This is a genomic window from Acetobacter sp. ESL1128 (assembly GCF_058505085.1).
The window spans coordinates 999540-1025853 of record NZ_CP196369.1 but is presented as its reverse complement, the minus strand read 5'-3'; the positions used below and the strand labels follow the sequence as shown (position 1 = coordinate 1025853).

Below are 26314 nucleotides of genomic sequence, written 5' to 3'. Positions count from 1 at the left end.
GGAACTAGCGCCTGAGTGGCTTTGTAATACCATGGAATAACTGGCAAACGGTCTTTGCCGGACATGCACAAAGCCACCAGCAAGCTGAGCAACGACAGACCTAAGTTCCGAGAGCATATTGACAGCCAAAACAACCGCCCGCCCCCGCAAGACGACAACTCGCAGCCGGAAAAAGGCGGCGGTTTCCGCCAGTTCAACCGCATTGGATGTGCAGGATACCGAGGTGAAAAACACATCTCCCGCAGCCGATGCAGATGCTCCCGCTGAGGAAAAACCCGCTCCCAAAAAGCGCGCACCCCGCCGCCGTACAGCCAAAGCCGAATCGGCTGCCGAGCCTGTAGCAGACGCAGCCGCAGATGAAGGCGCAACCACAGACGCCGTAACCGAAGAGGCTCCCAAAAAACCACGCGCTCCGGCCAGACGGCGCACAAAGGCGGCCACGGCCACCAAATCCGCCCCTGCAACAAAGGCGGAAGCCCCCGTTGCCGTGGAACTGCAGGTGCCGGTTGCCCCTGCGCCAGAAGCTGCTCCCGCCCCGGTTGAGCCTGCCACACCAGCAACTGCGGAACCCGTTGCGGAAGAACCAACGCTAACCTTTGCCGACCTTGAGCTTTCCAAGCCCATTCTGCAGGCCATTGACGAGATGGGGTACAAGCACCCCACCCCCATTCAGGCACAGGCCATTCCCGCCGTGCTCATGGCGCGCGACGTGCTGGGCGTTGCCCAGACCGGTACCGGCAAAACGGCATCCTTTACGCTGCCCATGCTGGAAATTCTGAGCGACTCCCGTGCTCGTGCCCGCATGCCGCGTTCGCTCATTCTGGAGCCCACGCGTGAGCTGGCCTTGCAGGTCGCGGAAAACTTTGTGGAATACGGCAAGCACCTCAAGCTCAACCATGCCCTGCTGATTGGTGGTGAGAGCATGGCTGACCAGAAGGAAGTGCTCAACCGCGGCGTGGACGTGCTGATAGCAACCCCCGGCCGTCTGCTCGACCTGTTTGAACGCGGCGGCCTGCTGCTGAACCACACCAAAATTCTGGTCATTGATGAAGCAGACCGGATGCTGGATATGGGGTTCATTCCTGACATTGAAAAAATTGTCAGCCTGCTGCCCCCTTCCCGCCAGACGCTGTTCTTCTCGGCAACAATGGCACCGCCCATCCGCAAACTGGCGGATGCGTTCCTGCATTCCCCCAAGGAAATCACGGTTGCACGCCAGTCTTCCGTGGCAACAACCATTACAACCGGGCTGGTGATTGTTGATGAATTCAGCAAGCGCGAAACACTGCGTCTGCTGCTCAAGGACCCGGAACTCCAGAACGCCATTGTGTTCTGCAATCGCAAGCGCGATGTGGATGTTCTCACCAAATCCTTGACGAAGCACGGCTTTTCAGTGGGTGCCCTGCACGGGGACCTGCCCCAGTCCGTGCGTTTTTCCACTTTGGAAAAATTCAAGAACAACGAACTCAAGGTACTGGTCTGCTCGGACGTAGCCGCCCGTGGCATTGATATTGGCGGCCTGTCCCATGTGTTCAACTTTGATCTGCCGTTCCATGCGGAAGACTACGTCCACCGCATTGGCCGCACTGGCCGTGCCGGGCGCGAAGGGCATGCCTTCAGCATTGCCACGCCGTATGACAAGACACTGGCCGAAGCCATTGAACAACTGACCGGCAAGCCCATTCCCCGCCTTTCCATAGAAGGCGTGCAGCAACTGGAATGGTCGGAAGAAAAACGCCCACGCGGCGGCAGCCAGTCCCGTGGCGGACAAAACCGCAAGGACAAACCGGCCCCACAGCGGGAGCGTGAACCCAACCGCACGCGTGAAGCAACCCGCGAGCGCGACCGTGAACCCAACCGTGAGCGTGAACAGCAGCGCCCTGCCCAGCAGCAGGCCGCTCAGCCTGTTGCCAATAAGCCCCAGCCCCATAAAGGTGGGCGCAACCAGCGTGATGAAATTCCGCCCGCACCCGCAGGCGAATTTGCAGGCTTTGGTGACCAGACGCCCGCCTTCATGCTGCTCCCACGCCGCAATTCTTCACGCCCGGCCACACCGGGTGTGCTTGAAGCAGAAACAGTGCAGGATACCGCCCACGTCTCTGACGTGGCATCCTGACCCAAGGAAAATTAGTGTCCGACATACAGGAAGTCACCATCTCCCATCTTGCAACTCAGGGAGATGGTGCCGCACGGCTCCCTGACGGACATACCGTCTTTGTTGCAGGGACGCTCCCCGGTGAGCAGGTTCGCATCCGCATCCAGCCTAATGGGCGCGGCCAGCTGGTTGAGATTGTCACACCCTCCCCCCATAGAACGACCCCGCCTTGCCCGCTGTTTGAGCGCTGTGGCGGCTGCACTTTGCAGTATATGGACCAGCCCTCCCTTCTGGCATGGAAGACCGGGCTGGTAAGCCATGCACTGGAAAAAGCCGGATTTGACATCCCGCAGGACATAACCAGCTTTCAGGTGCCGCCTAACAGCCGCCGCAGGGCTGATCTGGCAGTGCGCCGAACGGAACAGGGTATTGTCATTGGCCTGCACGCCAAAGGCAGCCAGGACGTAACAGACATGACCAGTTGCGCAGTGCTGCACCCGGCCATTGTGTCCAGCCTGCCAGCATTACGCACCACCCTGCGCACCCTGAATGCTGTGCACAAAACGGCTGACCTGCACATCAATCTGCTGGATTCGGGGCTGGATATTCTGCTCAGCACCGATTCTCCGCTCATTGCCACGGACCGGCAACGCCTGACGGCGCTGGCGGAAGAACTGGGTATTCCACGCATAAGCTGGCAGCGCCTGAAAACTGCAACCCCGTATGAAACTGCGGTACAGCGTGCGCCTGTTTACCAGACCATTGCCGGGCACCAGCTTACACCCCCTCCCGGCGCTTTTTTGCAGGCAACTGCCCAGAGCGAAACAGCCATCCAGCAGGCTGTGCTGGACGCCTTACCCGCACGCCTTGGCAAGCGCGCCTGCCTGATTGAGCTCTATGCCGGGTGCGGCACGCTTAGCCTGCCTTTGGGGGACCGGTGCCAGGTCCAGGCTTACGAAGGGTATGAACCCGCTCTGGCAGCCCTTAAAAGTGTTGGCAAATCCCGCGTTACCCCCGTCTGCCGTGACCTGAACCGCCAACCTATTATGGGCAAGGATTTAGGCAAGGCAGATGTGGTTGTGCTGGACCCGCCCCATGCGGGGGCAAAGCTGCAAATGCGCCAGATTGCTCTGGGCAAGCCAGACTACGTGATTTACGTGAGCTGCAACCCGGCCGCGTTAAGCAACGATGCAAGCCAGCTTGCACAGGCCGGTTACAGGCTGGAGACGGTTTCGGTCATTGACCAGTTCCTGTGGTCGCCCGAAACCGAAGCCGTGTGCCGCTTTAAACGTGAAAGCTCTCGCCGCAGCCGCAACGCCCTTTCTCATTAGGGTTGATAAACACAAACCCTTCCTCCAGATCGGTTTCACGGTAATCCATCTGTGTACCGATCAGGAAGAGGGTGGCCTTGCGGTCCACCAGCAGGGTCAGGCCATGGTCTTTAACAACTTCGTCCCCTTCCCCGCTCTGCGTCACAAACTCCATGTCATAGGCTTTGCCTGAGCAGCCTTTGGTAGAAACGGAAATACGCAGCAACTCACCCGCATGCGCCGTGGCGTACAGGTGCCGCAGGCGTGTGGCGGCTGTATCCGTCAGCCGCATAAGAGGGGGAAGTTCCCTTTTGGTTGATGAAATGGTCGCTGTTTGGGACATAACACTCCATCCTTTCCGTTAGAACATATTCAGGGCCAGCCGGGCCTCATCACTCATACGCGACATATCCCATGGCGGATCCCACACAACTTCCACTTCGGCTGATTTAACGCCGGGCACTTTTTCCACCGCATCCTTAACCTGAATGGGCAGTTCCTGTGCGCTGGGGCAGTTGGGGGCAGTCAATGTCATTTCAATACGCACGCGCCCGTCATCATACAGGTCAATGGCGTAGATCAGCCCCAGCTCGTAAATATTCACCGGGATTTCCGGGTCATGCACCGTGGCTATGGCTTCGATCACGGCATCTTCGGATGCCGGGCCTGTGACTTTACTCTCCCCCTCCTGGGGAGCGGCATCACCATCAGGGGTCCAGCCTTCCACCTTTGCGGTAGCGCCTGCGGCCTGATCATGCTCCGCGTGCAGAACAGTTTCCACCGGCGTATCCTGCGGCGAAGCAGATGCTTGTGTTTGCGCCTGAACGCCTTCTTCAACCATCGACATGAGAAAAAGCCTCCTTCAGCGCAATCCAAGGCAGTTCTGCGCAGCGTATTCTTGCTTTATGGGACTGCAATGGAGCAAAAACCTCCAGCGCGTCCAAAGGGGCTGGCTGGGCCTCCACCACCGGGAGCGATGGTGAGCCTACCAGCATGGCCCTGAAACGGTCTGACACCGCAAGTGCCTGAGCAACGGTGTTCCCACGCACATGCTCGGCCATAAGGTCCGCAGCGGCGGCACAAATGGCGCACCCACGCGTGTTGTGCCTGATGTCCTGAATATGGTGCCCGTCAAGCGCAATATCCAGATGTGTTTTGTCCCCGCATAGCGGGTTACGGCCATCACCCTGCACGTCTGGCGCGCTCAGCCGACCGGCGTAAAGGGGAGCGCGCGCACGCTCCACAATCAGCCTGTCATACAGGGCATCACGCTCTGTGGTGGTGGTGTTCACACAAAAAAGTCCCGTATCCGCACCAGTGTATCCGCCAGCACGTCTATTTCTTCCTTCTGGGTGTAAATCCCAAAGCTGGCGCGGGCTGTGGCACTCAGGCCCAGACGGCGCATCAGCGGTTCGGCGCAATGGTGCCCGGCCCGTATGGCAATGCCGTTGCGGTCCAGCAGGGTGGCAATATCGTGCGGGTGCACATCAGCCATGGTGAAGGATACCACCCCACCCCGCACACGCGGACGCCCCACAATGCTCAGGCCCGGTACAGTCGCAAGCCGCGTGAGGGCATGGGCGGTCAGTTCCGCCTCGTGCGCGGCAATGGCGTCAAACCCGATCTTGCTCACCCAGTCTATGGCAGCGCCCAGACCAATGGTTTCCACAATTGCCGGGGTTCCCGCCTCAAACTTGTGGGGAATATTGGCCCATGTGGAACGCTCAAACGTGACGGTGGAGATCATATCCCCCCCACCAAGGAACGGCGGCATCTGCTCCAACAGGTCACGCCGCGCCCACAGAACACCAATGCCGCTAGGCCCGTACAGCTTGTGGCCGGTAAAGGTGTAAAAATCCGCCCCCAGTTCCTGCACATCCGTTTTGTGGTGCACAACGGACTGGCTGCCATCAAACAACACCAGCGCACCAGCGGCATGGGCTATGTCCGCTATCTGCTTTGCTGGCGTTATGGTGCCCAGCACATTGGACATGTGGGTAATGGACACAAGAGCAACCTTGCCATCTGCCAGCAGGGCCGTGTACGCGTCCATGTCCAGATCACCGTCATCGGTGATCGGGGCAACGCGCAGGTCAATACCGGCCCGGTCACGGAGCATCTGCCAAGGCACAAGGTTGGCGTGATGCTCCATCTGGGAGATCAGAACCGCCTGACCGGGTTTAAGCAGCGCACCAAAGGAATGAGCCACCAGATTGATGGCTTCGGTGCTGTTGCGGGTAAACACGATTTCCTCGCGCGAGGGCGCATTGAGGAAGTCGGCCACCAGATCACGCACGCCTTCATACGCCTCGGTCGTGCGTTCGCTCATCCAGTGCAGGCCACGGTGGATGTTGGCATACTGGTGCCGCATGGTGCTGGCCATGCTGTCGATCACCGCATTGGGCTTTTGGGCCGAAGCAGCACTATCGAGAAAAACCAGCGGTCGGTCATGCACTTTTTCCCCCAGAATGGGGAACTGCTGGCGAATGGCCTGCACGTCCAGCTGTGCGTGCGCGTGGGTTGTGGGGGTATGCGTGCTCATGCGCTTTCTCCCTTACCGGCAAACCGCGCTGCCATAACCGCACGGCAGAAGGTCTGTGCCGTTGCGTCTTCCACAAGGGCGATGGCCTCGTCCAGAAAAGCATCAATCAGCATCTGGCGGGCTTCCTGCTCGGGAATGCCACGGCTGCGCAGATAAAAAAGCTGGTCATCATCCAGTGCACCAACAGTCGCACCGTGGCTGCACCGCACATCATCGGCATAGATTTCGAGTTCAGGCTTGGCGTCTATTTCCGCTTCGGGGGAGAGCAGCAGAGCCTGATTCATCTGGTAGCCATCGGTCTTCTGGGCAATGCGCTCGACCAGCACCTTGCCCTGAAAAACACCACGCGCATGGCCATCCAGCACATTGCGCACCGTCTGGCGCGATGTGCAGTCCGATGCCGCGTGGGTAATAACGCTGGTAATATCCCCCACCTGCTGCCCGGCCAGACGCTGCGCGCCATTCACATGCACAACACCACGGGTTGCCGCCAGACGGGCATGTACCTCGTGCCGCACAAGCTGGCCGCCAAGCCCCAGCACAAAGCTGTCATACACGCTCTGCTGGCCAACATGGGCATACAGGGTGCCAAGGCTGACAGCCTGCGCGCCTTCGGTCTGCAAGGTCAGGTGTTCCAGCGTTGCGCCATCTTCAACCTGAATATCCGTAACCGGGTTATGGAAATACGCACCCTGCCCCGCCTGCACGCAGATCAGCCGCAGATGGGCTTCCTTTTCCACCACAACCGTGTGCCGTGGGTGGAAAGAAAGCGGGTCCGCCCCTGCAACGCCAAGGGAGATAAGCATGACATGCCCCGCATCCACCCCCGCGGGTACACGCAGCACCAGACCATCCTCCGCCAATGCGGTGTTCAGGGCTACCAGCGGGTCCCGGTCGGGGGCAGCCTGCTGGCCAAACTGGGGATCATCCGCAAAAAAGGACAGATCAACGTCATCAGGCAGCGCACTGAAGGCGGACGCATGCCGGCCATTGACAAACACCACCCGTGGCAGGGCTGCCATGGCGGGGTGGGCCTGCAAGACCCCGTCCAGCAGGGAGCGGACCGTGCTGGCCTCCACCTGCATGGGGGGGGCAGCATAGTCCTGCTTGCCCAAAGCGCGCAGGGTTGTGTAGTGCCATGCCTCTACCTTACGGTCGGGCAAGCCTGTTCTGGCCAGAGCGCCGGCGGCAGATTGCCGCTCTGCCCCGGCAAGGGTGTTCAGCCTGTTTGCAAAGAGCGCTAACGGGCCAGACATATCTTTGCTGAGTGCGTTCACGCCACCTCCGCCAGAAACTTGGTGTAGCCTTCCTGGTCAATCTGGCGGGCCAGTTCCGGCCCACCAGACAGGATGATCCGCCCACGGGCCATAACGTGAATGCGGTCTGGCACCAGATAATCCAGCAGCTTCTGATGATGGGTAATAACCAGCGCCGAGAAGGTGGGCGCGCGCAGGCGGTTCACCCCTTCTGCCACAATGCGCAGGGCGTCCACGTCCAGCCCGCTATCTGTTTCATCCAGAATGGCAAAGGTTGGCTGGAGCAGGGTCATCTGCAACACTTCGTTGCGTTTTTTCTCACCACCTGAAAAGCCGACATTCACATTACGCTTGAGCATGTCCGGCGCCATGGAAAGGGCTTTGGCCGCCTCACGCGCCATCTTCAGGAACGCCACGGCATCCAGTTCGTCCTGCCCGCGGGCGCGCCGCACGGCATTAACCGCGGTGCGCAGGAAGTTGGCATTGTTAACGCCGGGCAGCTCGATAGGGGACTGGAACGCCAGAAACAAGCCCGCAGCAGCACGCTCTTCCGGTTCCATGGCCAGCAGGTCCTGCCCGTGGAAGGTGGCGGTGCCAGCTGTTACCTCGTACTCCTCCCGCCCGGCCAGAACGTAGGAGAGCGTGGATTTGCCCGAGCCGTTTGGCCCCATGATCACATGCACTTCACCCGGCGGGATGCTCAGGTCCACACCACGCAAAATCTGCTTTTTCTGCCCATCCGCATCAATCTGCGCGCACAGGCCGGAAATTTCCAAAAACTGGCTCATACTCTGCTCTCCCTTAACCCACGCTGCCTTCAAGGCTGATCTGCAACAGTTTTTGCGCTTCCACGGCAAATTCCATGGGCAGTTCCTTCAGAACGTCACGGCAGAAACCGTTTACGATCAGGCCGACGGCGTCTTCCTCGGACAGGCCACGCTGGCGGCAGTAAAACAGTTGGTCTTCTGAAATCTTGGATGTTGTTGCTTCGTGCTCGATGCGCGCATTCATGTTGCGGCTTTCAATATACGGCACGGTATGCGCCCCGCACTGGTCACCAATCAGCAGGCTATCGCACTGGGTAAAGTTGCGCGCACCAGAAGCCTTGGGCTGCACCCGCACCAGACCACGATACGTGCTGTCCGAACGGCCGGCACTAATGGTCTTGGCAATAATGGTGGAGCGCGTGTTGCGGCCAAGGTGGATCATCTTGGTGCCGGTGTCGGCCTGCTGGTGGTTATTGGTGACCGCCACGGAGTAGAACTCGCCAACCGAGCCTTCCCCCTGCAGAATGCAGGAAGGATACTTCCACGTAATGGCAGAGCCGGTTTCCACCTGCGTCCAGGATATTTTGGAGCGTGCCCCACGGCATGCGCCGCGCTTGGTCACAAAGTTATAAATCCCGCCACGCCCGTTTTCATCGCCGGGGTACCAGTTCTGCACCGTGGAATATTTGATGGAAGCATCATCCATGGCCACCAGTTCCACCACTGCCGCGTGGAGCTGGTTTTCATCACGCATGGGGGCCGTGCAGCCCTCAAGGTAGGAAACGGAAGCCCCTTCCTCCACCACAATCAGTGTCCGCTCAAACTGCCCGGTGTTTTTGGCATTGATCCGGAAGTAGGTGGACAGCTCCATGGGGCAGCGTACCCCCTTGGGCACGTACACAAACGAACCATCCGTAAACACGGCGGAATTGAGGGCGGAAAAGAAGTTGTCCCCCGCAGGCACCACCGTGCCCAGATACTTACGCACCAGATCGGGGTGTTCCTTGACCGCCTCGGAGATCGGGCAGAAAATGACCCCCGCTTCCTCCAGCGTCTTGCGGAAGGTGGTGGCAACGGAAACACTGTCAAACACCGCATCCACGGCCACGGGCATGCGCTCGCCCTCGGGTACTTCCACCCCGGCCAGCAGAGCCTGCTCGTGCAGGGGAATACCCAGCTTTTCGTATGTACGCAGCAGCTCGGGGTCCACCTCGTCCAAAGACTTGGGGCCGGGCTTTTTACGCGGTGCCGCGTAATAATGCGCATCCTGATAATCAATGGGAGGAAAAGCGACTTTGGCCCATTTGGGCTCTTCCATGGCCTGCCATGTTTTATAGGCGGCCAGACGCCATTCCAGCATCCATTCCGGCTCTTCCTTACGGCTGGAAATCAGACGGATAATGTCCTCATTCAGCCCTTTGGGAGCCATGTCCATTTCTATGTCGGTTTCAAAGCCCCATTTGTACGTGGACTGGCCCAGCTTCTCTACGGCTTCGCGCGTTTGTGTCACTGCTGGCATTGTTCAGGCCCCTTCCCGTACTGTGTGGGTCGCGTTGAGCTTGTTGATCTGGGAGAGAACCGTGGAGCATGCCTCCTTGGGGCGCATGCTTTCCAGCGAGATTCCCTCCAGTGTTGAGCGTATTGCCGTGTTGATAACGTCCCAGCTACCACACAAACCGCAGGACAGACCGGTATCGCACTCACGCCCGCCAACACAGGCGGTCAGGGCGATCTGGCCATCAACTGCGGCAATCACACTGGCAACAGACATATCCGCCAGGGACCGGGCCAGACGATAACCACCTTTTGCGCCACGCTGGGAGAGCACAAAACCATGGGCTGACAAAACCTTGAGCACCTTGGCAACCGTGGGTTCAGGCACACCCGTAATGGCGGCAAGGGCTGGGGATGTCACCACACCGTCCTGTTCCCCCAGTTTAACAAGTATGACGATCGCATAGTCCGCCAGACGGGAAAGTTTCAGCATAATCCGGCTTTCACCTAATTAAAGACCTGAATGGTCCTGTTTCGGATACATGGCGACAAGCGTTGCCAACGTCAACCCAAAACGTCCTGTTACAGGCAGCCCACTCCAGCCTTTCAACGCATATGTGATCTGCGGTTCCCCGCAGAACTGCCTTTATCCAAGCTTACGCCTATCCCTGCGGCACAAGCCTTTCCATATCCGCTCAAGTGCCATGCGGTTAACTTTTGCCTCGCCCTGAACCACCAGACACAAAACGGGACTTACTGCGCGTTAATCCCGAATGTCAGCCGGAGAATGGCAAACAGCAGCGCCCCCACCGCAAACCCGACCAGTGTGCCGTTAAAACGAATGAACTGGAGGTCCTTGCCCACACGCAGCTCCAGCTTTTCTGCAATTTCCACCGCGTTCCAGCCCGATACAACGCGGGCAATAAACTCGGCCATCTGGTCGCGCACAAACGGCAGGGCCTTGCCAATTGTGCTGTCCACACGCTCCACAATGCGCTGGCGCAATACCTCGTCATTCCGCAACTGCCCGGCCATACGCGCCAGTGCATCGCGCAGCAGGCAGGCAATGCGTCCCTGCGGGTCCTCCACATCGGCCTCCACCATGCGGCGGAAGCGTAGCCAGATGTCCCCCCACCAGCCCACAACACTTTCGTGCGACAGCACGGAGGTCACGGCCTGCGTAAACTCCCGCCCACGCTCTGGGTCTGTTTCTATCCGGTCGATCTGGAGTCTCACCCAGCTTGTAAAGCCTTCGCGCAGGCTGGAATTTTCCGGATCGATTCGGTCCAGTTCCTGTGCGGCGGCACTCAGCACCTTGGTGGCAATCGATCCCCCAATGGCCCAGCCCAGAATACGCCCCCCCTGCTCCCGCACGCGGTCTTCGATCATGTCGCGCAGAGCGCCTTCCTTGGCCTTCAGCCCGTCCTTGAGCTGACTGAGGAAGTAGGACAGCACCTCCTGATGCCGGTCATCATCAACCAAGCTGCGCAACGCCTTGGCAATAACGGGGGACAGGTCGCTCCCACCCAGCAGGCCCGGCATAATCCGGCCTATGGCGTTGCTGGCCCTGCCATCTTCCAGCCGGTCCAGCAGTTGCGGCATGGAGCGCGCCATGGCCCCTACCACCGCATCCTGTGTTGCGGGGTCTTCCAGCAGATTGGCAATAAAGCCGGGCACATCCACCTTGGCCAGCACACGCTCGACCTCCTTGGCGGTAAACACCTGACTGGCCACAAACCGCCCAAGGGCGCGGGCAAGACGGTCTTTTTGCGCGGGCAGAATAGCGGTGTGCGGAATAGGCAGCCCCAGCGGGTGGCGGAACAGGGCCACAACCGCAAACCAATCGGCTACCCCCCCGACTACACCGGCCCGCGCACCGGCGCGGAACATTTCCAGAAAAAAACCATCCTTTACCCAGCCCGCAGCCGGGGCGGCATAGCCCAGAGCAGTCATCCCCCCCATGGCAACCAGCAGCCCTGTGGCTGCATTCTGGTATCGCCGGAGTGTCTGCCGGGCGGCAATGTCTGCTTCCGTGTCGGTATGCGCTGTCATGGAACCATGAATAGCACTCCCCCACCGCCACCCCAAGTGTGCGTGAGGCGGTTGCGCACAGAAAGCAGACATGAAAAGCTGGCGAATAAATTGTTGCCCGAACGTTTTGTTTCTTTTCCGATTCAATCCGCAAGGATATAGAGCGCGCCATGACCACGGATTTTTCTACCCTTCCCCCTCGCATCGGGAGCGTGCTCGCCTCCATTGCCAACATGTCCTCTACCGGTACTCCGGCGGAAGGCACCAACCCCGTTATGGGCACGGCCCTGCGGCTCAGTGATGCACTGGAAAGTGGGACAATCACGTTTGAGGATGTCACCCAGCTGGTGCGCACCCTGCGCGATCAGGCTTTTCTAAACCGCGCGCGCCACCTGCACCGCTATGTAGGCGGTGCCACGCTTGATACCGCACAGGACAAGCTGCGCCATGTTGCCGAGCAGCTTTGCGCCAGCCTGCCCACGCCCTCCTTTGCGGCGTATAGCCAGCTTGTTTCCTCCATCCGTTTTGCCGCTGTGTTTACGGCTCACCCGACCTTTGCCCTGAGCAACCCGGTGTACGAAGCACTGGCCCAGAGTGCCTCGCGTGATATTCCGCCCGAAACCGCACCGTTTTTTACAACCCACCGCCGCAGCGTTCACCCAACGCTGGAGGAAGAGTTCACGCTGGCCGTGCAGGCCATTACCCGTGCGCGGGATGCCATAGACCAGCTTAACGCCGCCCTGCTCACTACCGCCAAAAACACCTGGCCGCAGGAGTGGACCACCCTTTCCCCCCGCCCGGTCATTGCCACAAGCTGGGTGGGCTACGATACGGATGGACGCACGGACATAGGCTGGTGGGACACCCTGCGCCTGCGCCTGCGCATGAAGCTGTTCCAGCTCATGCGGCTCGAACGCCAGATTACCCACGAGGGCGTTCTGGCCCCTGAACTGACAGAGACACTCCAAAAAGCCATAGACTGCGTTAAAGCCCAGATTAGCGCAGTCCCTAACGGTGCAACGGATGGGCAGGCAGTAGCCCGTTTTGCCGAACTGCTGGTAAATGGCCGCACAACGGCACTGACCTGCGCATCCGACCTGAACGCGCTGTTGCAGACCGCTATTGAAAACGCTCCCCCTTCCGCCCAGCTCCCCCTTGCGGTGGCACGGGCCGGGTTTATGGCCCACGGCCTTGGGCTGGCGCACACCCATGTCCGGCTGAACGCCAGCCAGATCCATAACTTTGTCCGCCAGAAGCTGAACCTGCTGGACGACCCGACCAACCCGGCCCAGCGCCGCGCCCTGCTCAACCGTGTGAACGATGCGCTGGAAAGCGTAACCCCCGTACCGGTGGACTTTGGCGCCCTGCTCAGCGACCCCTCATCGGCCGGGCGGCTGATGATGACAATCGCCCAGATTGTCAAATACGTGGATTCCGATACCCCCGTCCGCTTCCTGATTGCCGAGACCGAAACCGGCTACACCCTGCTGACGGCCCTTTGGATTGCAACCTATTTTGGGGTTGCCGACCGTATTGAAATTTCGCCGCTGTTTGAAACAGAAGATGCTCTGGTCAAAGGCGAACACATTGTGGAGGAAGCGCTCCGCTCCCCCACATGGCGCGATTACGTGCGCCGCGTCGGGCGGATATGCTTCCAGTTCGGCTATTCGGATTCCGGGCGTTATATTGGCCAGCTTGCGGCCTCCTACCAAATCGAACGGTTGCGGCTACACATCCATGACCTGCTGGTACGCTGGGACCTGAGCGATGTTGAAGTCGTATTCTTTGACACGCACGGCGAAAGCATAGGCCGTGGCGCGCACCCCTTCCGCATGGCAGACCGGCTGGACTACCTCTCCCCCGCCCATGTGCGGAAGCGCTTTGAAAGCTCGAACATCCACTGCCGCGAAGAAACCGCTTTTCAGGGCGGGGATGGCTACCTGCTGTTCGGCAGCCCGGAACTGGCCACCGCCACAATGGCAACCATTGCGGAAAACCTGTTCCTGAGCGACCAGCAGAAAAGTGACCCTATTTACGACCATCCGGACTTTTCGGCCGACTTCTTCTCCAGCGTGATCGACAACATGAAAGGGCTGGTCGCTGACCCCGGCTACGCGGCCCTGCTGGGGGCTTTTGGCCCATCCCTGATTGATCGCACCGGCTCCCGCCCACCCGCACGGCAAAGTGCGGAAGCAGCAACCCGTAGCCGGATCACGCACCCCAGCCAGTTGCGGGCCATCCCCAACAACGCCATTCTCCAGCAGCTTGGCTGGTGCGCCAATACCTTGCAGGGTTTGGGGGCAGCCGCCCAGCGCCACCCCGAAACATTTGAAACACTCAACACCTCCAGCCCCCGCTTCCACCGCGCGCTGGACTTTGCCCGCCATGCCCTTGCCTGCTCGGATGACAAGGTGCTCAAGAGCGTTGTGTGTATGCTGGACCCCGGCTTCTGGCTGGACCGCGCAACGGAAGAAACATCTCCCAAGCGGCAAAAAGCTTTTCTGGCCCTTATGGGGGGGCTGGAAGGCCTGAACCTCTCTGCGGAACTGCATACCATGTTCCGCCGCATTCAGGCCGATCATCTGGCCCTGCGTGAAGCATGGCAGCATGCCCCGCGCACGGAGCCACGCATTCGTCTGCTCCATGCCATACGGATCATGCTGATCGAGCGCATCTGGCTGCTGGCGTGCCGTATCCCCTTCTTCATGCCGCGTGGTGGCTTCAACCACGAGATGATGATGCAGCATATCCTGTGTCTGGATATTCCTACGGTTCTGAAGGAAATGAAGTTCATCTTCCCCACAGGCACCGGACCGTCCGATCTGGATTTCCACGAGCCACGTGGCCCGCGTGAAGAAGGCATTTACGTGCGCGAACACCGCGACATCTTTACCCCCATGGGCCAGATGTTCGATCTCCTGCGCGAGATCAGCGTAGCGCTCATGCATGATATTGGTGAGTTTGGCTAACAGCTCCTATCCGGGCGGCAAGCGCACCACCGTTTGCCGCCACAGAGCCTGACCAACACACAGACTACCTCCTACTCCGGGAGGAGCATACGGCACTCCGATGCTGCTACAATGGGAACTGGAGCCAGCGCTCCCTTCCCTTTTTCCTCTTCCAAAATACAGAACTCAACCCGGCGTATGGCTTTGTGCTGTCCCGATACGCACGCAACAAAAAAGCCGCCTCCCCGAAGGGAGGCGGCCTTGTTGTTTTTCCAACCCGAAGGATGAAAAACTTAGCGGGACTGCGCCATGATTTCGTCTGCCACATTACGGGGCACCGGATCATAGTGATGGAACTGCATGGTGAAGGACGCACGGCCCTTGGTCATGGAACGCAGGTGAGAAATGTAACCGAACATTTCCTTCAGCGGCACATGGGCACGAACCATAACCGTGGAACCCGAGGTTTCCTGGCTCTGGATCATACCACGGCGGCGGTTAAGATCGCCCACCACGTCACCAACGTGATCGTTCGGAGTGGTTATTTCCACGTCCATGATCGGTTCCAGAATAACCGGACCGGCGTTCTTCATACCTTCACGGAAGCAGGCCTTTGCAGCGATTTCAAACGCCAGCGCAGACGAGTCAACGTCATGGTATTTGCCGTCAAGCAGGGTGAACTTGAAGTCAACCGTGGGGAAGCCAGCCAGAACACCTGTGGAAGACTGCATGCGGATACCTTTTTCCACCGCAGGAATGTATTCCTTCGGCACGGTACCACCAACAACCTTGTTCTCGAACGAGATGCCTTCGTTCCGTTCAACCGGCTCGAAGGAAATCTTCACTTCTGCGAACTGACCCGAACCACCAGACTGCTTCTTGTGGGTGTAGGTTTCCGTGTGCGGCTTGGAGATGGTTTCGCGGTATGCAACCTGCGGTGCACCCACGTTTGCATCCACACCATATTCACGACGCAGACGGTCGATGATGATGTCCAGATGCAACTCGCCCATGCCGGACAGAATGATCTGGCCCGTTTCCTGGTCGGTCTTGAGGTGCAGGGAAGGATCTTCACCAGCCAGCTTCTGCAGGGCCAGTGTCATCTTTTCCACTGCATCCTTGGTTTTCGGCTCAACGGAGATGTCGATAACCGGAACCGGGAAGGACATACGTTCCAGAACAACCGGATCGGAAGGATCGGCCAGCGTGTCACCCGTCTGGGAGTCTTTCAGACCCACGAACGCAGCAATATCACCAGCGTGCACTTCGCTCAGTTCCACGCGCTTGTCAGCGTGCATCTGATAGATACGGCCAATACGTTCCTTGTGGCCCTTGGTGGTGTTCAGAACGGTGTCACCGGTCTTGAGAACGCCACGGTAGACGCGCACGAAGGTCAGCGTGCCGTATTTGTCGTTGATGATCTTGAACGCCAGACCAGCAAACTTGCCATCGGGGTCAACCGGCAGGATGGGCTGTGCGCTTTCGTTTTCTTCTTCACCTTCCGGCGGAGCGCAACGGATGCCTTCAACGTCGTTAGGAGCGGGCAGGTAATCAACAATCCCGTCGAGCAGGGGCTGCACGCCCTTGTTCTTGAAGGCCGTACCACACAGAACCGGACGGAATTCACCCGAAATAGCGCCTTTTTTGATGCAGCGCTTCAGGGTTTCAACGGAAACGTCGCCCTTTTCGAAGTATTCTTCCATGGCGGTTTCATCAACAGCCAGGGCCGTGTCCAGCAGGTTCTGGCGTGCTTCGGCAGCCTTTTCCTTCAGGTCGGCAGGAATTTCTTCGTCGTGGAACTTCGCACCCAGTTCACCACCTTCCCAGATGATGGCCTTCATTTCCACCAGATCGACAACGCCGAGGAACTGGTCTTCCGCACCGATGGGCAGCTGAAGGGGGATAGCAACGATGTCCAGCTTTTCCTTCAGCGTGTCGAATGCACGGTAGAAGTCTGCGCCGGTACGGTCGAGCTTGTTGATGAAGATGATGCGCGGAACGTTGTAACGGTCAGCCAGACGCCAGTTGGTTTCAGACTGCGGCTGAACACCGGCAACACCTTCGATGATGAACACGGCACCATCGAGCACGCGCAGCGAGCGGTTCACTTCGATGTTGAAGTCGATGTGTCCGGGGGTGTCGATGATGTTGATCCGGTGATCTTTCCAGTCACAGGTCACGGCGGCGGAGGTGATGGTAATACCACGCTCACGTTCCTGGGCCATGTAGTCTGTGGTGGTGTTACCTTCGTGCACTTCACCAATCTTGTGGGACACGCCGGTGTAGTACAGAATGCGTTCGGTCGTGGTTGTCTTACCCGCGTCAATGTGCGCGGTGATACCGATATTACGGATCTTGGACAGATCAGTTGTGGCGGACACGAAAACCTCCAGAAAACAGGTAAGGCGCGACAGGAACAAACCTTCGCGCCTGTGGCCGCCGAACGCCTTGAACGCCCCCTGAAAATTATTGCTTTCAGAAAGCTGGCTGCCGGACACCGGCCGATAGACAAAAGCGCCTGACAAGGAGTGGCAGGCGCCTGAACCGCAGAAACCGGGTTCTGTCACCTAATGTGGCAGACCCCGGTTCCTACGGAATAGACAAAGCCCTGAATCAGACGCCTGCGGCAGCCTGCTTCTTGGCCTGCACGCGCAGAACGCGACGCTTGATGACCTGTGCTTCCGTGGGGAGCTTGCGGTTAGGCGTGCTCAGCAGGAAGGAATCCAGACCACCATTGTGTTCAATGGTGCGCAGGCCACGTGCGCTAACGCGCATGCGAACGGCGGAGCCCAGAATTTCGGACGTCAGGGAAGCTTCCTGCAGGTTGGGCAGAAAGCGACGACGGGATTTGTTGTTGGCATGACTGACGTTGTTTCCGGTCAGCACGCCTTTGCCGGTGATCTGGCAACGACGGGACATTGTCTCATCCTTGTCTTAAACAAAAAAGGAACTAGAGGGCCGAGACAAACGCCCGGCGACCACATTCAGGATTGGCGCGGCTTATGACATTAGCCGTCGCCCTCAGTCAAGGGTTGAAGCTCAGGCTTTCTCGCTTTCCTCACCACCATCGGCCAGAACGGAGGCGTGAACATCACCCAAACGCACGCTTTGCGCGGCAGAGTCGAGAATACGCAGGATGGTTTCCTTGTCCATGCTGCGGGCCATCACACCCAGCGATCCGCCAAGCAATGCCGAGGCCACAGCCAGTGGCGGGAACTTCTCATTCCGCAAATGGTCAATGGCGTGTTCGATCACCATTGCGCAGCGAGCAAGGTCTTCGGGCACTTCGGGGCGCTGCCCGGCATGTGCTGCATTTTCCGCCCCAGTCGTGGCGTGTGCGTGGTTATCCGCCATGTTTTTACTCCTTACGTTCTGTGCAGCATCTGCCGGATTCGGCGGGATGGCAACAATCAGCAGGTCAGCCCTCCCCCGTGGCCTGTGCAGCCCACATGGCTGCGTACTGGCCCTGTGCCGCCAGCAACTGCGCATGCGTGCCACGCTCCACAACCAGCCCCTGCCCCATGACCAGAATTTCGTCCGCATCCACAATAGTGGAAAGCCGGTGAGCGATCACAAGGGTTGTCCGGTGGGCGGAAACGGTTTTAAGCGCTGCCTGAATTTCTTTTTCCGTATGTGTGTCCAACGCGCTGGTGGCCTCGTCAAGCACAAGAACGCGTGGGTCTTTCAAAATCGTGCGGGCTATGGCCACGCGCTGTTTTTCCCCACCGGAGAGCTTGAGGCCACGCTCGCCCACCTGTGTTTCGTACCCTTCGGGCAGGGTCATGATAAAATCATGGATCTGGGCCAGTCGGGCGGCTTCCTCCACCTGTTCGGGCGTAGCCCCCAGACGCCCGTAGGCGATGTTGTAGCCTATGCTGTCATTGAACAGCACGGTATCTTGCGGGACAACGCCTATGGCCGCACGCAGGTCCGCCTGACGGTATGAGCGCACGTCATGCCCATCCACCAGAACCGCGCCGGACCATGTATCGTAAAAACGGAACAGCAGGCGGCTTATGGTGGATTTACCTGCCCCCGTGCTCCCCACAATGGCCACCTTGTGCCCCGGCTGCACATCAAAACTGACGCCGTGCAGGATCTCCCGCTCGGGGCGGTAGCCAAAGTGCACATCACGGAACGCCACCTGCGCCGGAGCAGAGTCCGCCAGCCGCGTGGCAATGGGGAGCGGACTGGCCGGGTCTGCCACTTCCACCACCTCTTCCGTCAGGCTGAGCATATGTTCCAGATCGACCAGAGCGGTGCGGATACCCGAATACACGGAACCCAGAAAATTGAGCGGGCCATAAAGCTGGAGCAGGTAGGTGTTGACCATAACAAACTCACCCACCGTAATACGCCCCACCTCCACATCATGCCCGCCCAGCAGCATGATTGCGGCAAGGGATATGGCAATAATGGCAGCCTGACCGAAGTTGAGCACCCCTAGCGAGTACTGGGTTTTCATGGCTGCTTTTTCGTAGCGGGCCTGTGCGTTGTCGTACCGCCGGGCCTCATGCTCCTCGTTGCCAAAATATTTTACGGTTTCGTAATTGAGCAGGCTGTCCAGCGCCCGACCAGACGCCTCGGTGTTGGTGTCGTTCATACGGCGGCGGATACCCAGCCGCCACGAGGTGAAGCGGACCGTAAACACAATATAGGCCGTGATCATGAGCGCGATCATGAGCACATAGGTCCAGTTGAACAGCCGCCAGATCACCCCCATCACCAGCAAGGCCTGCAAAATGGTGGGCGAGAGGGACATGAGCATGCGCAAAAGCGTTTCCACCGCCTCCGTGCCACGCTCTATGGCGCGCGTAACACCCCCTGTGCGCCTGTCCAGATGGAAGCGCAGGGAAAGCTTATGCATATGCGCAAAGCTGCGATAGGCCGCCTGCCGTGCCACACGGAAGCGCACGGGGGCGAACAGGGAATCCCGCAGGTTGGTCAACGCGCCGGACACAAGGCGCACCAGCCCGTAGCACAGGATAAGCAGTGCCGGTGCCATGGCCAGACTGTTGGGGTGCACAAACCTGTCCACCACCTTGCTATACACAATGGGCACAGACAGCGTAGCCAGCTCTCCGGCCACAAGAACAACCAGCACCAGCGCCATACGCCAGCGCAGGGCCTTGTTCTCCTGTGGCCACAGATAGGGCAACAAACGGGCAAAAGTATAGGAAACCGGCCTATTGAGTGGGCCAGACACTGCTCTACGGGGGGACATGCCCCCGGATGTGGCACGTCAGGCAGTTTTTGCAACCCCCTGCCACCTTGCCATGCCCGTTTTATGCCCCGATAACAGCATTCGTGTCTGGCACAGCAAGAACAGGACCTTTGCCCTTATGCCTTCCCATGCCAACCCGTTCCTCCGCCATCTGACGGACTGCAACACGGCTACTCTTCCGGGTGGGCGCGCCCCCCTTGCCCTTGGCGGCACGCCTTCTGGCTGGCTGGCGCCCGAATTGTTCGCCCGTATGGAGCAGGCTGGCTTTGGCACGCCAGACAAGGGCTTTAACATTCCCCACCCCAAAGGGCTTGAAGCACTGGGGGAAGAGCTTGCCAGAGAGGGATTTTACAAATCCCACCACGAACTGTTTGATGTTTATCCCGACATGGACCAGCCCGTTGTAGGCCGCATAGACCGCGGAGCACTGCCCCTGTTCGGGTTTGTAGCAACGGGCGTGCACATGAACGGTCTTGTCCGCAAGGCAGATGGGTTGCACCTGTGGACCGGGCGGCGGGCAGCCAACAAACGGCTGGACCCTTCCAAACTGGACCATCTGGTGGCAGGCGGCATGCCCGCAGGCCACACCCCGCGCGAGGCACTGATCAAGGAAGCCGCAGAAGAAGCCAGCATACCCGGCCCACTGGCGGAGGAGGCCGTGCAGGCCGGGCGGCTGGTCTATGCCCTGAACCGCCCCGAAGGGCTGCGGCGCGATATTTTATACTGCTACGACCTGTACCTACCCGAAAGCTTTGAGCCGACCGCCGCCGATGGCGAGGTAGAAAGCTTTGCCCTGATCCCGCTGAGCGAGGCTTACCGCATTGTGCGGGATACGGATGAGTTCAAGTTCAACGTCAATCTGGTGCTGATCGACCTGTTCCTGCGCACCGGGCTGATTGACCCCGCCAGCCCGCAGGGCATGGAACTGCGTACCGGGCTGGACAAAGGGCTATCACCCGCCAGCCCGGGCCGGAGCGTAACTTCAGGCTGAGTAGCGGGCGTTAGCACAGGCGGATGCCTCGGCTTCCGCCTCCTTCAACCCGGCCAGCAGACGTTCACGGATTTCCTCCAGCCGCTTCTTGTCCGTAATCTTCAGGCCGAACAGGTCCTTGACGTAAAATACGTCCACCGCCCGCACGCCGTAGGTGGTAATATGGGCAGAGGCGATCTGGAGGTTCTCCCGGCTCATGGCTGCGGTAACGTCATGCAGCAGGCCGGGGCGGTCGCGACCGTTAACCTCGATAACCGTGTACGTGTTGGACACGCCGTTATCTACCACCACCCGTGGGGGCACATGGATGGCCCGCATGCGCAGCGGCATATGGCCAAAACCTGCCCGTGCAATTTCGGCCCCAATATCAAGCTGCCCGCTCAAGCCCTGCTCGATCAGGGAGGTCAGGCGCGCCAGACGGTGTGTTTCTTCATACGCCTGACCTGATGTGTCCTGAATCCAGAACGTATCGAGCGCCATGCCGTGGGTCATGGTATGGATGCGCGCATCCACAATGGAGGCCCCGGCCAACGCCAGCGCCCCTGCAATCTTGGAAAACAGGCCCGGTACGTCCACCGTATAGACGGTAACCTCGGTCACACCCCGCGCTGGCAGGGGCAGAACCTCCACCGTAAGGGGGGCACTACGCGCATCGGCATCACGGATCAGGCGGGCATGGCGGCTGTGGGTCTCGTAATCGAACGACAGCCAGTACCCTGCATAACCCAGTCCCAGAAAGTGCTCGATGTCACGCTGGGGCACACCCTCTTCGCCCAGAATTTCGGCTGTTACATCCTTGGCATGGCGCACACGTACGTCGCGCTCGGTGGTGGAGAGGCCACCGGCCAGAACTTCCGCCACACGCAGATACAGCTCCCGCAGCAAGGTTGCCTTCCACGCGTTCCACACGCGCGAGCTTACCGCGCGCATGTCCACAATGGTCAGCAGCAGCAGCAGACGCAACCGCTCGGGGGACTGCACAATATCTGCAACGTCCAGAATGGTTTTGGGGTCGTCAATATCACGCTGGAAGGCGGTATGGCTGAGCAGGAGGTGGTGCAGAACCAGCCATGAGACTGTTTCCGTCTCCTCCCCCGACATGCCAAGGCGGGGGCAGAGTTCGGCGGCAATTTCAGCCCCGATTTCCGAATGATCCCCGCCGCGCCCCTTGGCCACGTCATGCAGGAGCACGGCCATATACAACGCTCGGCGCGAATGCAGGCCCTTGATCAGCTCATATGCAATGGGAATTTCGTCCGCCATGCGTCCGGCGGCCACTTCGTCCAGAATACGAATAGCTTCTACCGTATGCTCATCCACCGTGAACACATGGTAGGTGTCAAACTGCATCTGCCCGACAATACGCGCCCAGTCGGGAATAAGGCGGCCAAAAATCCCGGTCTCGTTCAGGATATGGAGCCAGTAGGAATGGCCCGATGGCGGATGGCTGCCATACGCGGCGGAATAAACCGGTGAGTTCTCCTCCGTAGGAGCTGGCGGAGGCAGGGCCGCCCCACGCCTGCGCGGGCGCTGCTCCTCCTCTGCCGTGTCTCCACACAACAGGTCGAGGAAGATGCGCGCGGCCTCCGGGTTGTCCCGCAGGGTAATGGCCCGGCGCTCCCACCGGATAAGCTGGTGCCGCGCCAGCGGGTGCAGTGGACGGCGGCGCAGGCGCGCCCAGTCCAGAATCTGCATCATTTTAATGGGGTCCTGATCAAAGGACACGCCCCGGTCGGGCAGGATCTGCCCGTCAAGCAGGGTAAAGCCTGCCTCACGCATGGCTTCGTCCGGTTTGGCGGCATTGGCCACCGGACCCTGCGCCTGCCGCAGTACGGCGGGTTCGAGCACATGGGTCAGACGCATGACTTCCCGCGCGGTCAGGAAGTAGTGGCGCATAAACCGCTCCACCCCGTTCTGGCGGCCGTGGCGGGTGTAGCCCATACGCGCGCCAATAACGGGCTGCATGTCAAAGGTCAGGCGTTCTTCCGCCCGCCCGGCCACGTAATGCAGGTGCAGGCGCACGGTCCACAGGAAGTCCCACGACCGGCGGGCACGGGCGGCTTCCTGCTCGGTCAGCAGGCCCATCCATATAAATTCCGGGGCCAGCAGGTCACGCACATGGCGGGTGCCAAAGGTGTTGCGACACATCCAGTACAGGGTCTGCAGGTCCCGCAGCCCGCCCCGGCCTTCCTTTATGTTGGGTTCGACCAGATAGGGGCTATCCCCAAACTTGCGGTGCCGCTCCAGCCGCTCGCGCCGTTTGTCATGAATAAAGCCCGCAGCCCCCGCCTCCACGCAGGAGAGGATATAGCGGGCCTCAAACATGGCAAACAGGGCTGTATCCCCATCCAGCAGGCGTGCGTCCAGCAGGGCGGTACGGACCGTGGTATCCTTGGATGCCTCGGCAATACATTCATCTATCGTGCGGGTGGCGTGGCCAACCTTGACCCCCAGATCCCACAGAAAATACAGCACATATTCCACCACGGGGTGAGCACGCTCACCCGCGCCCTGCGCGATCAGGAACAGCAGGTCAATATCACTGAACGGTGCCAGCAGCCCGCGCCCGTACCCGCCTGTTGCTGCCACGGCAAACCCCGACCGCCCCCCCATGGCAGGTGGTTCGTCCACTGTGGTCGCCCGCACGGCCAAGTCCACAATGGCGCGCAGCATAACGTCGGCAAAGGTCGCAAGGGTTTTGGCGGCTGCCGCCCCCTTGAGCTCATACTGCTCAAACCGTTTGCGAACATCCGCCTGATAACGCCCCAGATGCCGCCGGAAAATAGCCACGGCCTCATCCCTTGGGGGGATGGCGGCATCATCTGGTGTGGCGTCCCTCAACTCCCGCGTCAGGCATGCGGCAAGGGCTTCTGGCGTCAGGGTCGCCAGAACGGACATGTCGGTTTGCTGCCCGGCGGCAGCCTGTGCGGAAGAGGTGGGCATAGGGTTACGGGTTCAGCTCCTGGGAACGGTCGGGGTTGGAGGGGATCAGCCGGCAGCAGATGTGTCTGTATCCTGCCCGGCCAGCCTGCGCAGGTCGTACAGCATATCCAGCGCGGCCCTTGGGGTCAGACTGTCCGGGTCAATCTCCATCAATCGTTTCTTTAACGTATTTTCGCATGGTGGGGGTAATGTCTTCTGTGTGTCAAAAAGCGGTAATGGTTCGGGTATGGTATTTTCAGCACGCTCAAGTTCACGCAGCAGGCGACCGGCCCGCTCCACCACGCTTACGGGCACGCCAGCCAGCCGCGCCACATGCACACCCCAGCTTTTTTTTGCTGATCCTGCAAGCACTTCGTGCAAAAAAACGATCTGCCCGCGCCACTCCCGCACTGCCATTGTATGCAGGCACAAACGGGGCAACGTATCGACCAGCCGCGAGAGTTCGTGGAAGTGGGTTGCAAAAATTGCACGACAGCGCACCGTTGAATGCAGGGCCTCCAGCACCGACCATGCAATGGCCAGCCCATCCAGCGTTGCAGTCCCCCGCCCGATCTCATCCACCACCACAAGCGAGCGCGGCCCCGCCTGATTGAGAATGGCGGCTGTTTCGGTCATTTCCACCATAAAAGTGGAGCGCCCGCGCGCCAGATCATCCGATGCGCCAACGCGCGAGAACAGTTGGTCCACCACCCCGATACGTGCGGAATCCGCCGCTACGGGAAAGCCGCCTTGTGCCAGAATGACCGCCAGCGCCGTCTGCCGCAAAAAGGTGGATTTACCGGCCATGTTCGGCCCTGTCAGCAGCATAACGCGGCGTTCTGGGGCCAGTACGCAGCCATTGGGGGTAAAGCGCGCGCCCCGCGGCAGGGCCGCCTCCACCACAGGGTGGCGGCAGCCTTGCAGATCAAACGCCGTATCCTCACGCACGTCGGGCCTGCACCATGTTCCACCCGTGGCCAGTGCCGCACAGGACTGCAACACATCCAGCACCGCCAGTGCCTGAGCCAGTTCGGGCAGTTCCCGCTCGGCCAGCACCTTGGCCGTTAGCTCCGCAAACACCTGCTTTTCGCGCTGGGCGGCTTTTTCCGCTGCCTCGGTAATGCGCACGTTCAGGCTGGCCAGCTCCTCCGTGGCAAAGCGGGCCGTACTGGCCGTGCCCTGCCGCAGAATAAGGTCGGGATTGTCCTTGAGCCGCGCACTGGCCCCCACAGGCACTTCCATAACGTAGCCAAGCTGGGCGTGATGGCGGATTTTAAGGTTGGAAACCCCAAACCGGGTTGCGTACTCCGCCTGCAAGGCGGCAATCAGGCGGCGTGAGTTATCGCGCAGGGCACGGTGTTCATCCAGCTCCCCATCATAGCCTGCGGCAATCACGCCACCATCATCAAGCCGGGCGGGCAGTTCCTCCGCCAATGCCGTGTGCAACTCGGCTTCCAGCGCACGGGCCGCACCCAGCCAGCCCATGGCATGCGCCAGAACCGTGGGGAGCTGGGCAGCATCCCCTCCATCGGGCCCTGCCAGAATACGGGCAGCCTCACGCGCGGCATGCAGCCCATCGCGTATGCCGGCCATATCACGCGGGAGCCCCCGCCCGAGCGAGAGCCTGCCTAGCGCACGGGCAATATCGGGCGCTTTTTTCAGCGCATCGCGCAGTGCTGCACAACGGGCGGCGTGGTCCTTGAGCCACCACCAGCCCTCCTGCCGGGCAGCAATAGCTGCTACCTCCGTCAGCGGGGAGGCCAGCCATTCCGCCAGCATGCGCGCCCCGGCAGCGCTGACCGTGCGGTTAATGGCTGTAAACAGGGTGTGTTCCACCCCGCCATCGCGCGCGCGCAAAATATCCAGACTGGCGCGGGTGGCCGGGTCTATGCCCAGCACGCCATTCTGGCTTTGTGCAATGGGGTGGGCCAGCCGAGGCAGTTTGCCAGCCTGCGAGCGGCGCACATAGTCCACCGCCATGGCTGCAGCCACGCTCTCCTCGTCCGAAAAAGTGCCAAAGGCTTCAATGCTCGCCACATCAAAGGCCGCGGCAAGGCGCTGGCGGGCACTGCCGGGGGCGGGCAATGTGGCCTCGGGCGCACGCCGGGCTTCATAATCGCCCAGTTCCACGGCGGCACTGGCCAGAATTTCCGCCGGGTCCAAACGCCCCAGCAGGGCGGGCAAGGCCGTGGCGGGCAGGCTTGCTGTCTCAAACAGGCCGGTGGATACATCAATCCACGCAGCGCCAAGCGGGCCTGCACCTTCGGCCGGGGCATCCTTGCGGCGTTTGCCTTTATCTGCCCCAGCGGGGCAGACCAGTGCGAGCAGCAGGTTGGAGCGGCCCGGCTCCAGCAGTTCATCCTCCGTGAGCGTTCCGGGCGTTACCACCCGCACAATGCCACGTGCCAGCGGCCCCTTGCTGGCGGGGCGCCCCTTGCGCGGCACCTCCGTCTGTTCAGCCACCGCAACCCGGAACCCCCGGCGGATTAAACGAGACAGATAGGCCGGGGCCGCAGCCACGGGCACGCCACACATGGCTATGGGTTCGCCTCCATGGTTGCCACGGGCGGTCAGGGCAATATCCAGCGCGGCGGCGGCTGCCGTGGCATCATCAAAAAACAGTTCGTAAAAATCGCCCATGCGGAAGAACAGAAGGGCTTCGGGATTTTCCGCCTTGAGCGTAAACCACTGCGCCATGGCTGGCGTAGCGCCATCGGGAGAGATACGTGTCATG

General features: G+C 60.1%; 19 protein-coding genes. 4 read left to right on the top strand and 15 right to left on the bottom strand.

Features of this window, described 5'->3' with window-relative positions; translation table 11 throughout:
• Nucleotides 1–118: 118 nt before the first annotated feature.
• On the top strand, nt 119–2116 hold the full coding sequence (locus tag ACSYTG_RS04765; RefSeq protein WP_489782992.1) for a DEAD/DEAH box helicase: 1998 nt from the start codon (nt 119–121) through the stop codon (nt 2114–2116).
• 14 nt (nt 2117–2130) lie between these two features.
• Nucleotides 2131–3426 (top strand): 23S rRNA (uracil(1939)-C(5))-methyltransferase RlmD, encoded by a 1296-nt coding sequence (rlmD, locus tag ACSYTG_RS04760; RefSeq protein ID WP_489782993.1) that lies wholly within the window; start codon nt 2131–2133, stop codon nt 3424–3426.
• Here the strand turns inward: rlmD and ACSYTG_RS04755 are convergent.
• The 9 genes from ACSYTG_RS04755 to ACSYTG_RS04715 form a co-directional block, all read right to left on the bottom strand.
• The gene (locus tag ACSYTG_RS04755) at nt 3380–3748 is read right to left on the bottom strand and encodes a HesB/IscA family protein (protein ID WP_086645439.1); all 369 of its coding nucleotides are present in this window, start codon (nt 3746–3748) and stop codon (nt 3380–3382) included. The two genes, rlmD and ACSYTG_RS04755, sit on opposite strands and share 47 nt — an antisense overlap.
• A gap of 18 nt (nt 3749–3766) precedes the next feature.
• Nucleotides 3767–4252 (bottom strand): SUF system Fe-S cluster assembly protein, encoded by a 486-nt coding sequence (locus tag ACSYTG_RS04750; protein ID WP_489782994.1) that lies wholly within the window; start codon nt 4250–4252, stop codon nt 3767–3769.
• Complete coding sequence (sufU, locus tag ACSYTG_RS04745; RefSeq protein WP_489782995.1) at nt 4239–4697, bottom strand: Fe-S cluster assembly sulfur transfer protein SufU; 459 nt, start codon at nt 4695–4697, stop codon at nt 4239–4241. The genes ACSYTG_RS04750 and sufU overlap by 14 nt, the downstream gene beginning before the upstream one ends.
• On the bottom strand, nt 4694–5947 hold the full coding sequence (locus ACSYTG_RS04740; protein WP_489782996.1) for an aminotransferase class V-fold PLP-dependent enzyme: 1254 nt from the start codon (nt 5945–5947) through the stop codon (nt 4694–4696). Before ACSYTG_RS04740 ends, sufU begins: the two co-directional genes overlap by 4 nt.
• The gene (gene sufD, locus ACSYTG_RS04735; RefSeq protein ID WP_489783108.1) at nt 5944–7203 is read right to left on the bottom strand and encodes a Fe-S cluster assembly protein SufD; all 1260 of its coding nucleotides are present in this window, start codon (nt 7201–7203) and stop codon (nt 5944–5946) included. Before sufD ends, ACSYTG_RS04740 begins: the two co-directional genes overlap by 4 nt.
• A 17-nt stretch (nt 7204–7220) precedes the next feature.
• Nucleotides 7221–7991 carry a Fe-S cluster assembly ATPase SufC gene (gene sufC, locus ACSYTG_RS04730; protein ID WP_086645443.1) on the bottom strand — a complete coding sequence of 257 codons (771 nt, stop codon included), beginning with the start codon at nt 7989–7991 and terminating at the stop codon, nt 7221–7223.
• A gap of 13 nt (nt 7992–8004) precedes the next feature.
• Entirely contained in the window at nt 8005–9489 is a 1485-nt protein-coding gene (sufB, locus tag ACSYTG_RS04725; protein WP_086645444.1) for a Fe-S cluster assembly protein SufB, read from the bottom strand.
• 3 nt (nt 9490–9492) lie between these two features.
• Entirely contained in the window at nt 9493–9957 is a 465-nt protein-coding gene (locus ACSYTG_RS04720) for an SUF system Fe-S cluster assembly regulator (RefSeq protein ID WP_086645445.1), read from the bottom strand.
• A 260-nt stretch (nt 9958–10217) separates the two neighbouring features.
• The gene (locus tag ACSYTG_RS04715; protein WP_253528861.1) at nt 10218–11588 is read right to left on the bottom strand and encodes a DUF445 domain-containing protein; all 1371 of its coding nucleotides are present in this window, start codon (nt 11586–11588) and stop codon (nt 10218–10220) included.
• 77 nt (nt 11589–11665) lie between these two features.
• Between ACSYTG_RS04715 and ACSYTG_RS04710 the strand changes: the two genes are divergently transcribed.
• Nucleotides 11666–14464 (top strand): phosphoenolpyruvate carboxylase, encoded by a 2799-nt coding sequence (locus tag ACSYTG_RS04710; RefSeq protein ID WP_489782997.1) that lies wholly within the window; start codon nt 11666–11668, stop codon nt 14462–14464.
• Nucleotides 14465–14736: 272 nt separating this feature from the next.
• On the opposite strand, the gene fusA is transcribed toward ACSYTG_RS04710, so the two are convergent.
• From fusA to ACSYTG_RS04690, 4 genes are all read right to left on the bottom strand, one after another.
• A complete protein-coding gene (gene fusA / locus ACSYTG_RS04705; protein WP_086645666.1) occupies nt 14737–16824 on the bottom strand; it encodes an elongation factor G in 2088 nt (695 codons plus the stop codon).
• A 232-nt stretch (nt 16825–17056) separates the two neighbouring features.
• Nucleotides 17057–17362: a 50S ribosomal protein L28 gene (gene rpmB, locus ACSYTG_RS04700; protein WP_086645448.1), complete on the bottom strand. Its 306-nt coding sequence runs from the start codon at nt 17360–17362 to the stop codon at nt 17057–17059.
• A gap of 120 nt (nt 17363–17482) precedes the next feature.
• Nucleotides 17483–17797 carry a hypothetical protein gene (locus ACSYTG_RS04695; RefSeq protein WP_165925432.1) on the bottom strand — a complete coding sequence of 105 codons (315 nt, stop codon included), beginning with the start codon at nt 17795–17797 and terminating at the stop codon, nt 17483–17485.
• Between the two features lie 64 nt (nt 17798–17861).
• The gene (locus ACSYTG_RS04690; protein ID WP_179290123.1) at nt 17862–19604 is read right to left on the bottom strand and encodes an ABCB family ABC transporter ATP-binding protein/permease; all 1743 of its coding nucleotides are present in this window, start codon (nt 19602–19604) and stop codon (nt 17862–17864) included.
• Between the two features lie 181 nt (nt 19605–19785).
• On the opposite strand from ACSYTG_RS04690, the gene ACSYTG_RS04685 reads away from it, so the two are divergent.
• Nucleotides 19786–20658: an NUDIX hydrolase gene (locus tag ACSYTG_RS04685; protein ID WP_489783109.1), complete on the top strand. Its 873-nt coding sequence runs from the start codon at nt 19786–19788 to the stop codon at nt 20656–20658.
• Here the strand turns inward: ACSYTG_RS04685 and ACSYTG_RS04680 are convergent.
• On the bottom strand, nt 20650–23601 hold the full coding sequence (locus tag ACSYTG_RS04680; protein ID WP_086645450.1) for a [protein-PII] uridylyltransferase: 2952 nt from the start codon (nt 23599–23601) through the stop codon (nt 20650–20652). The genes ACSYTG_RS04685 and ACSYTG_RS04680 overlap by 9 nt on opposite strands.
• 45 nt (nt 23602–23646) lie before the next feature.
• A complete protein-coding gene (gene mutS, locus ACSYTG_RS04675) occupies nt 23647–26313 on the bottom strand; it encodes a DNA mismatch repair protein MutS (RefSeq protein WP_095349406.1) in 2667 nt (888 codons plus the stop codon).
• Between the last annotated feature and the right edge of the window lies 1 nt (nt 26314).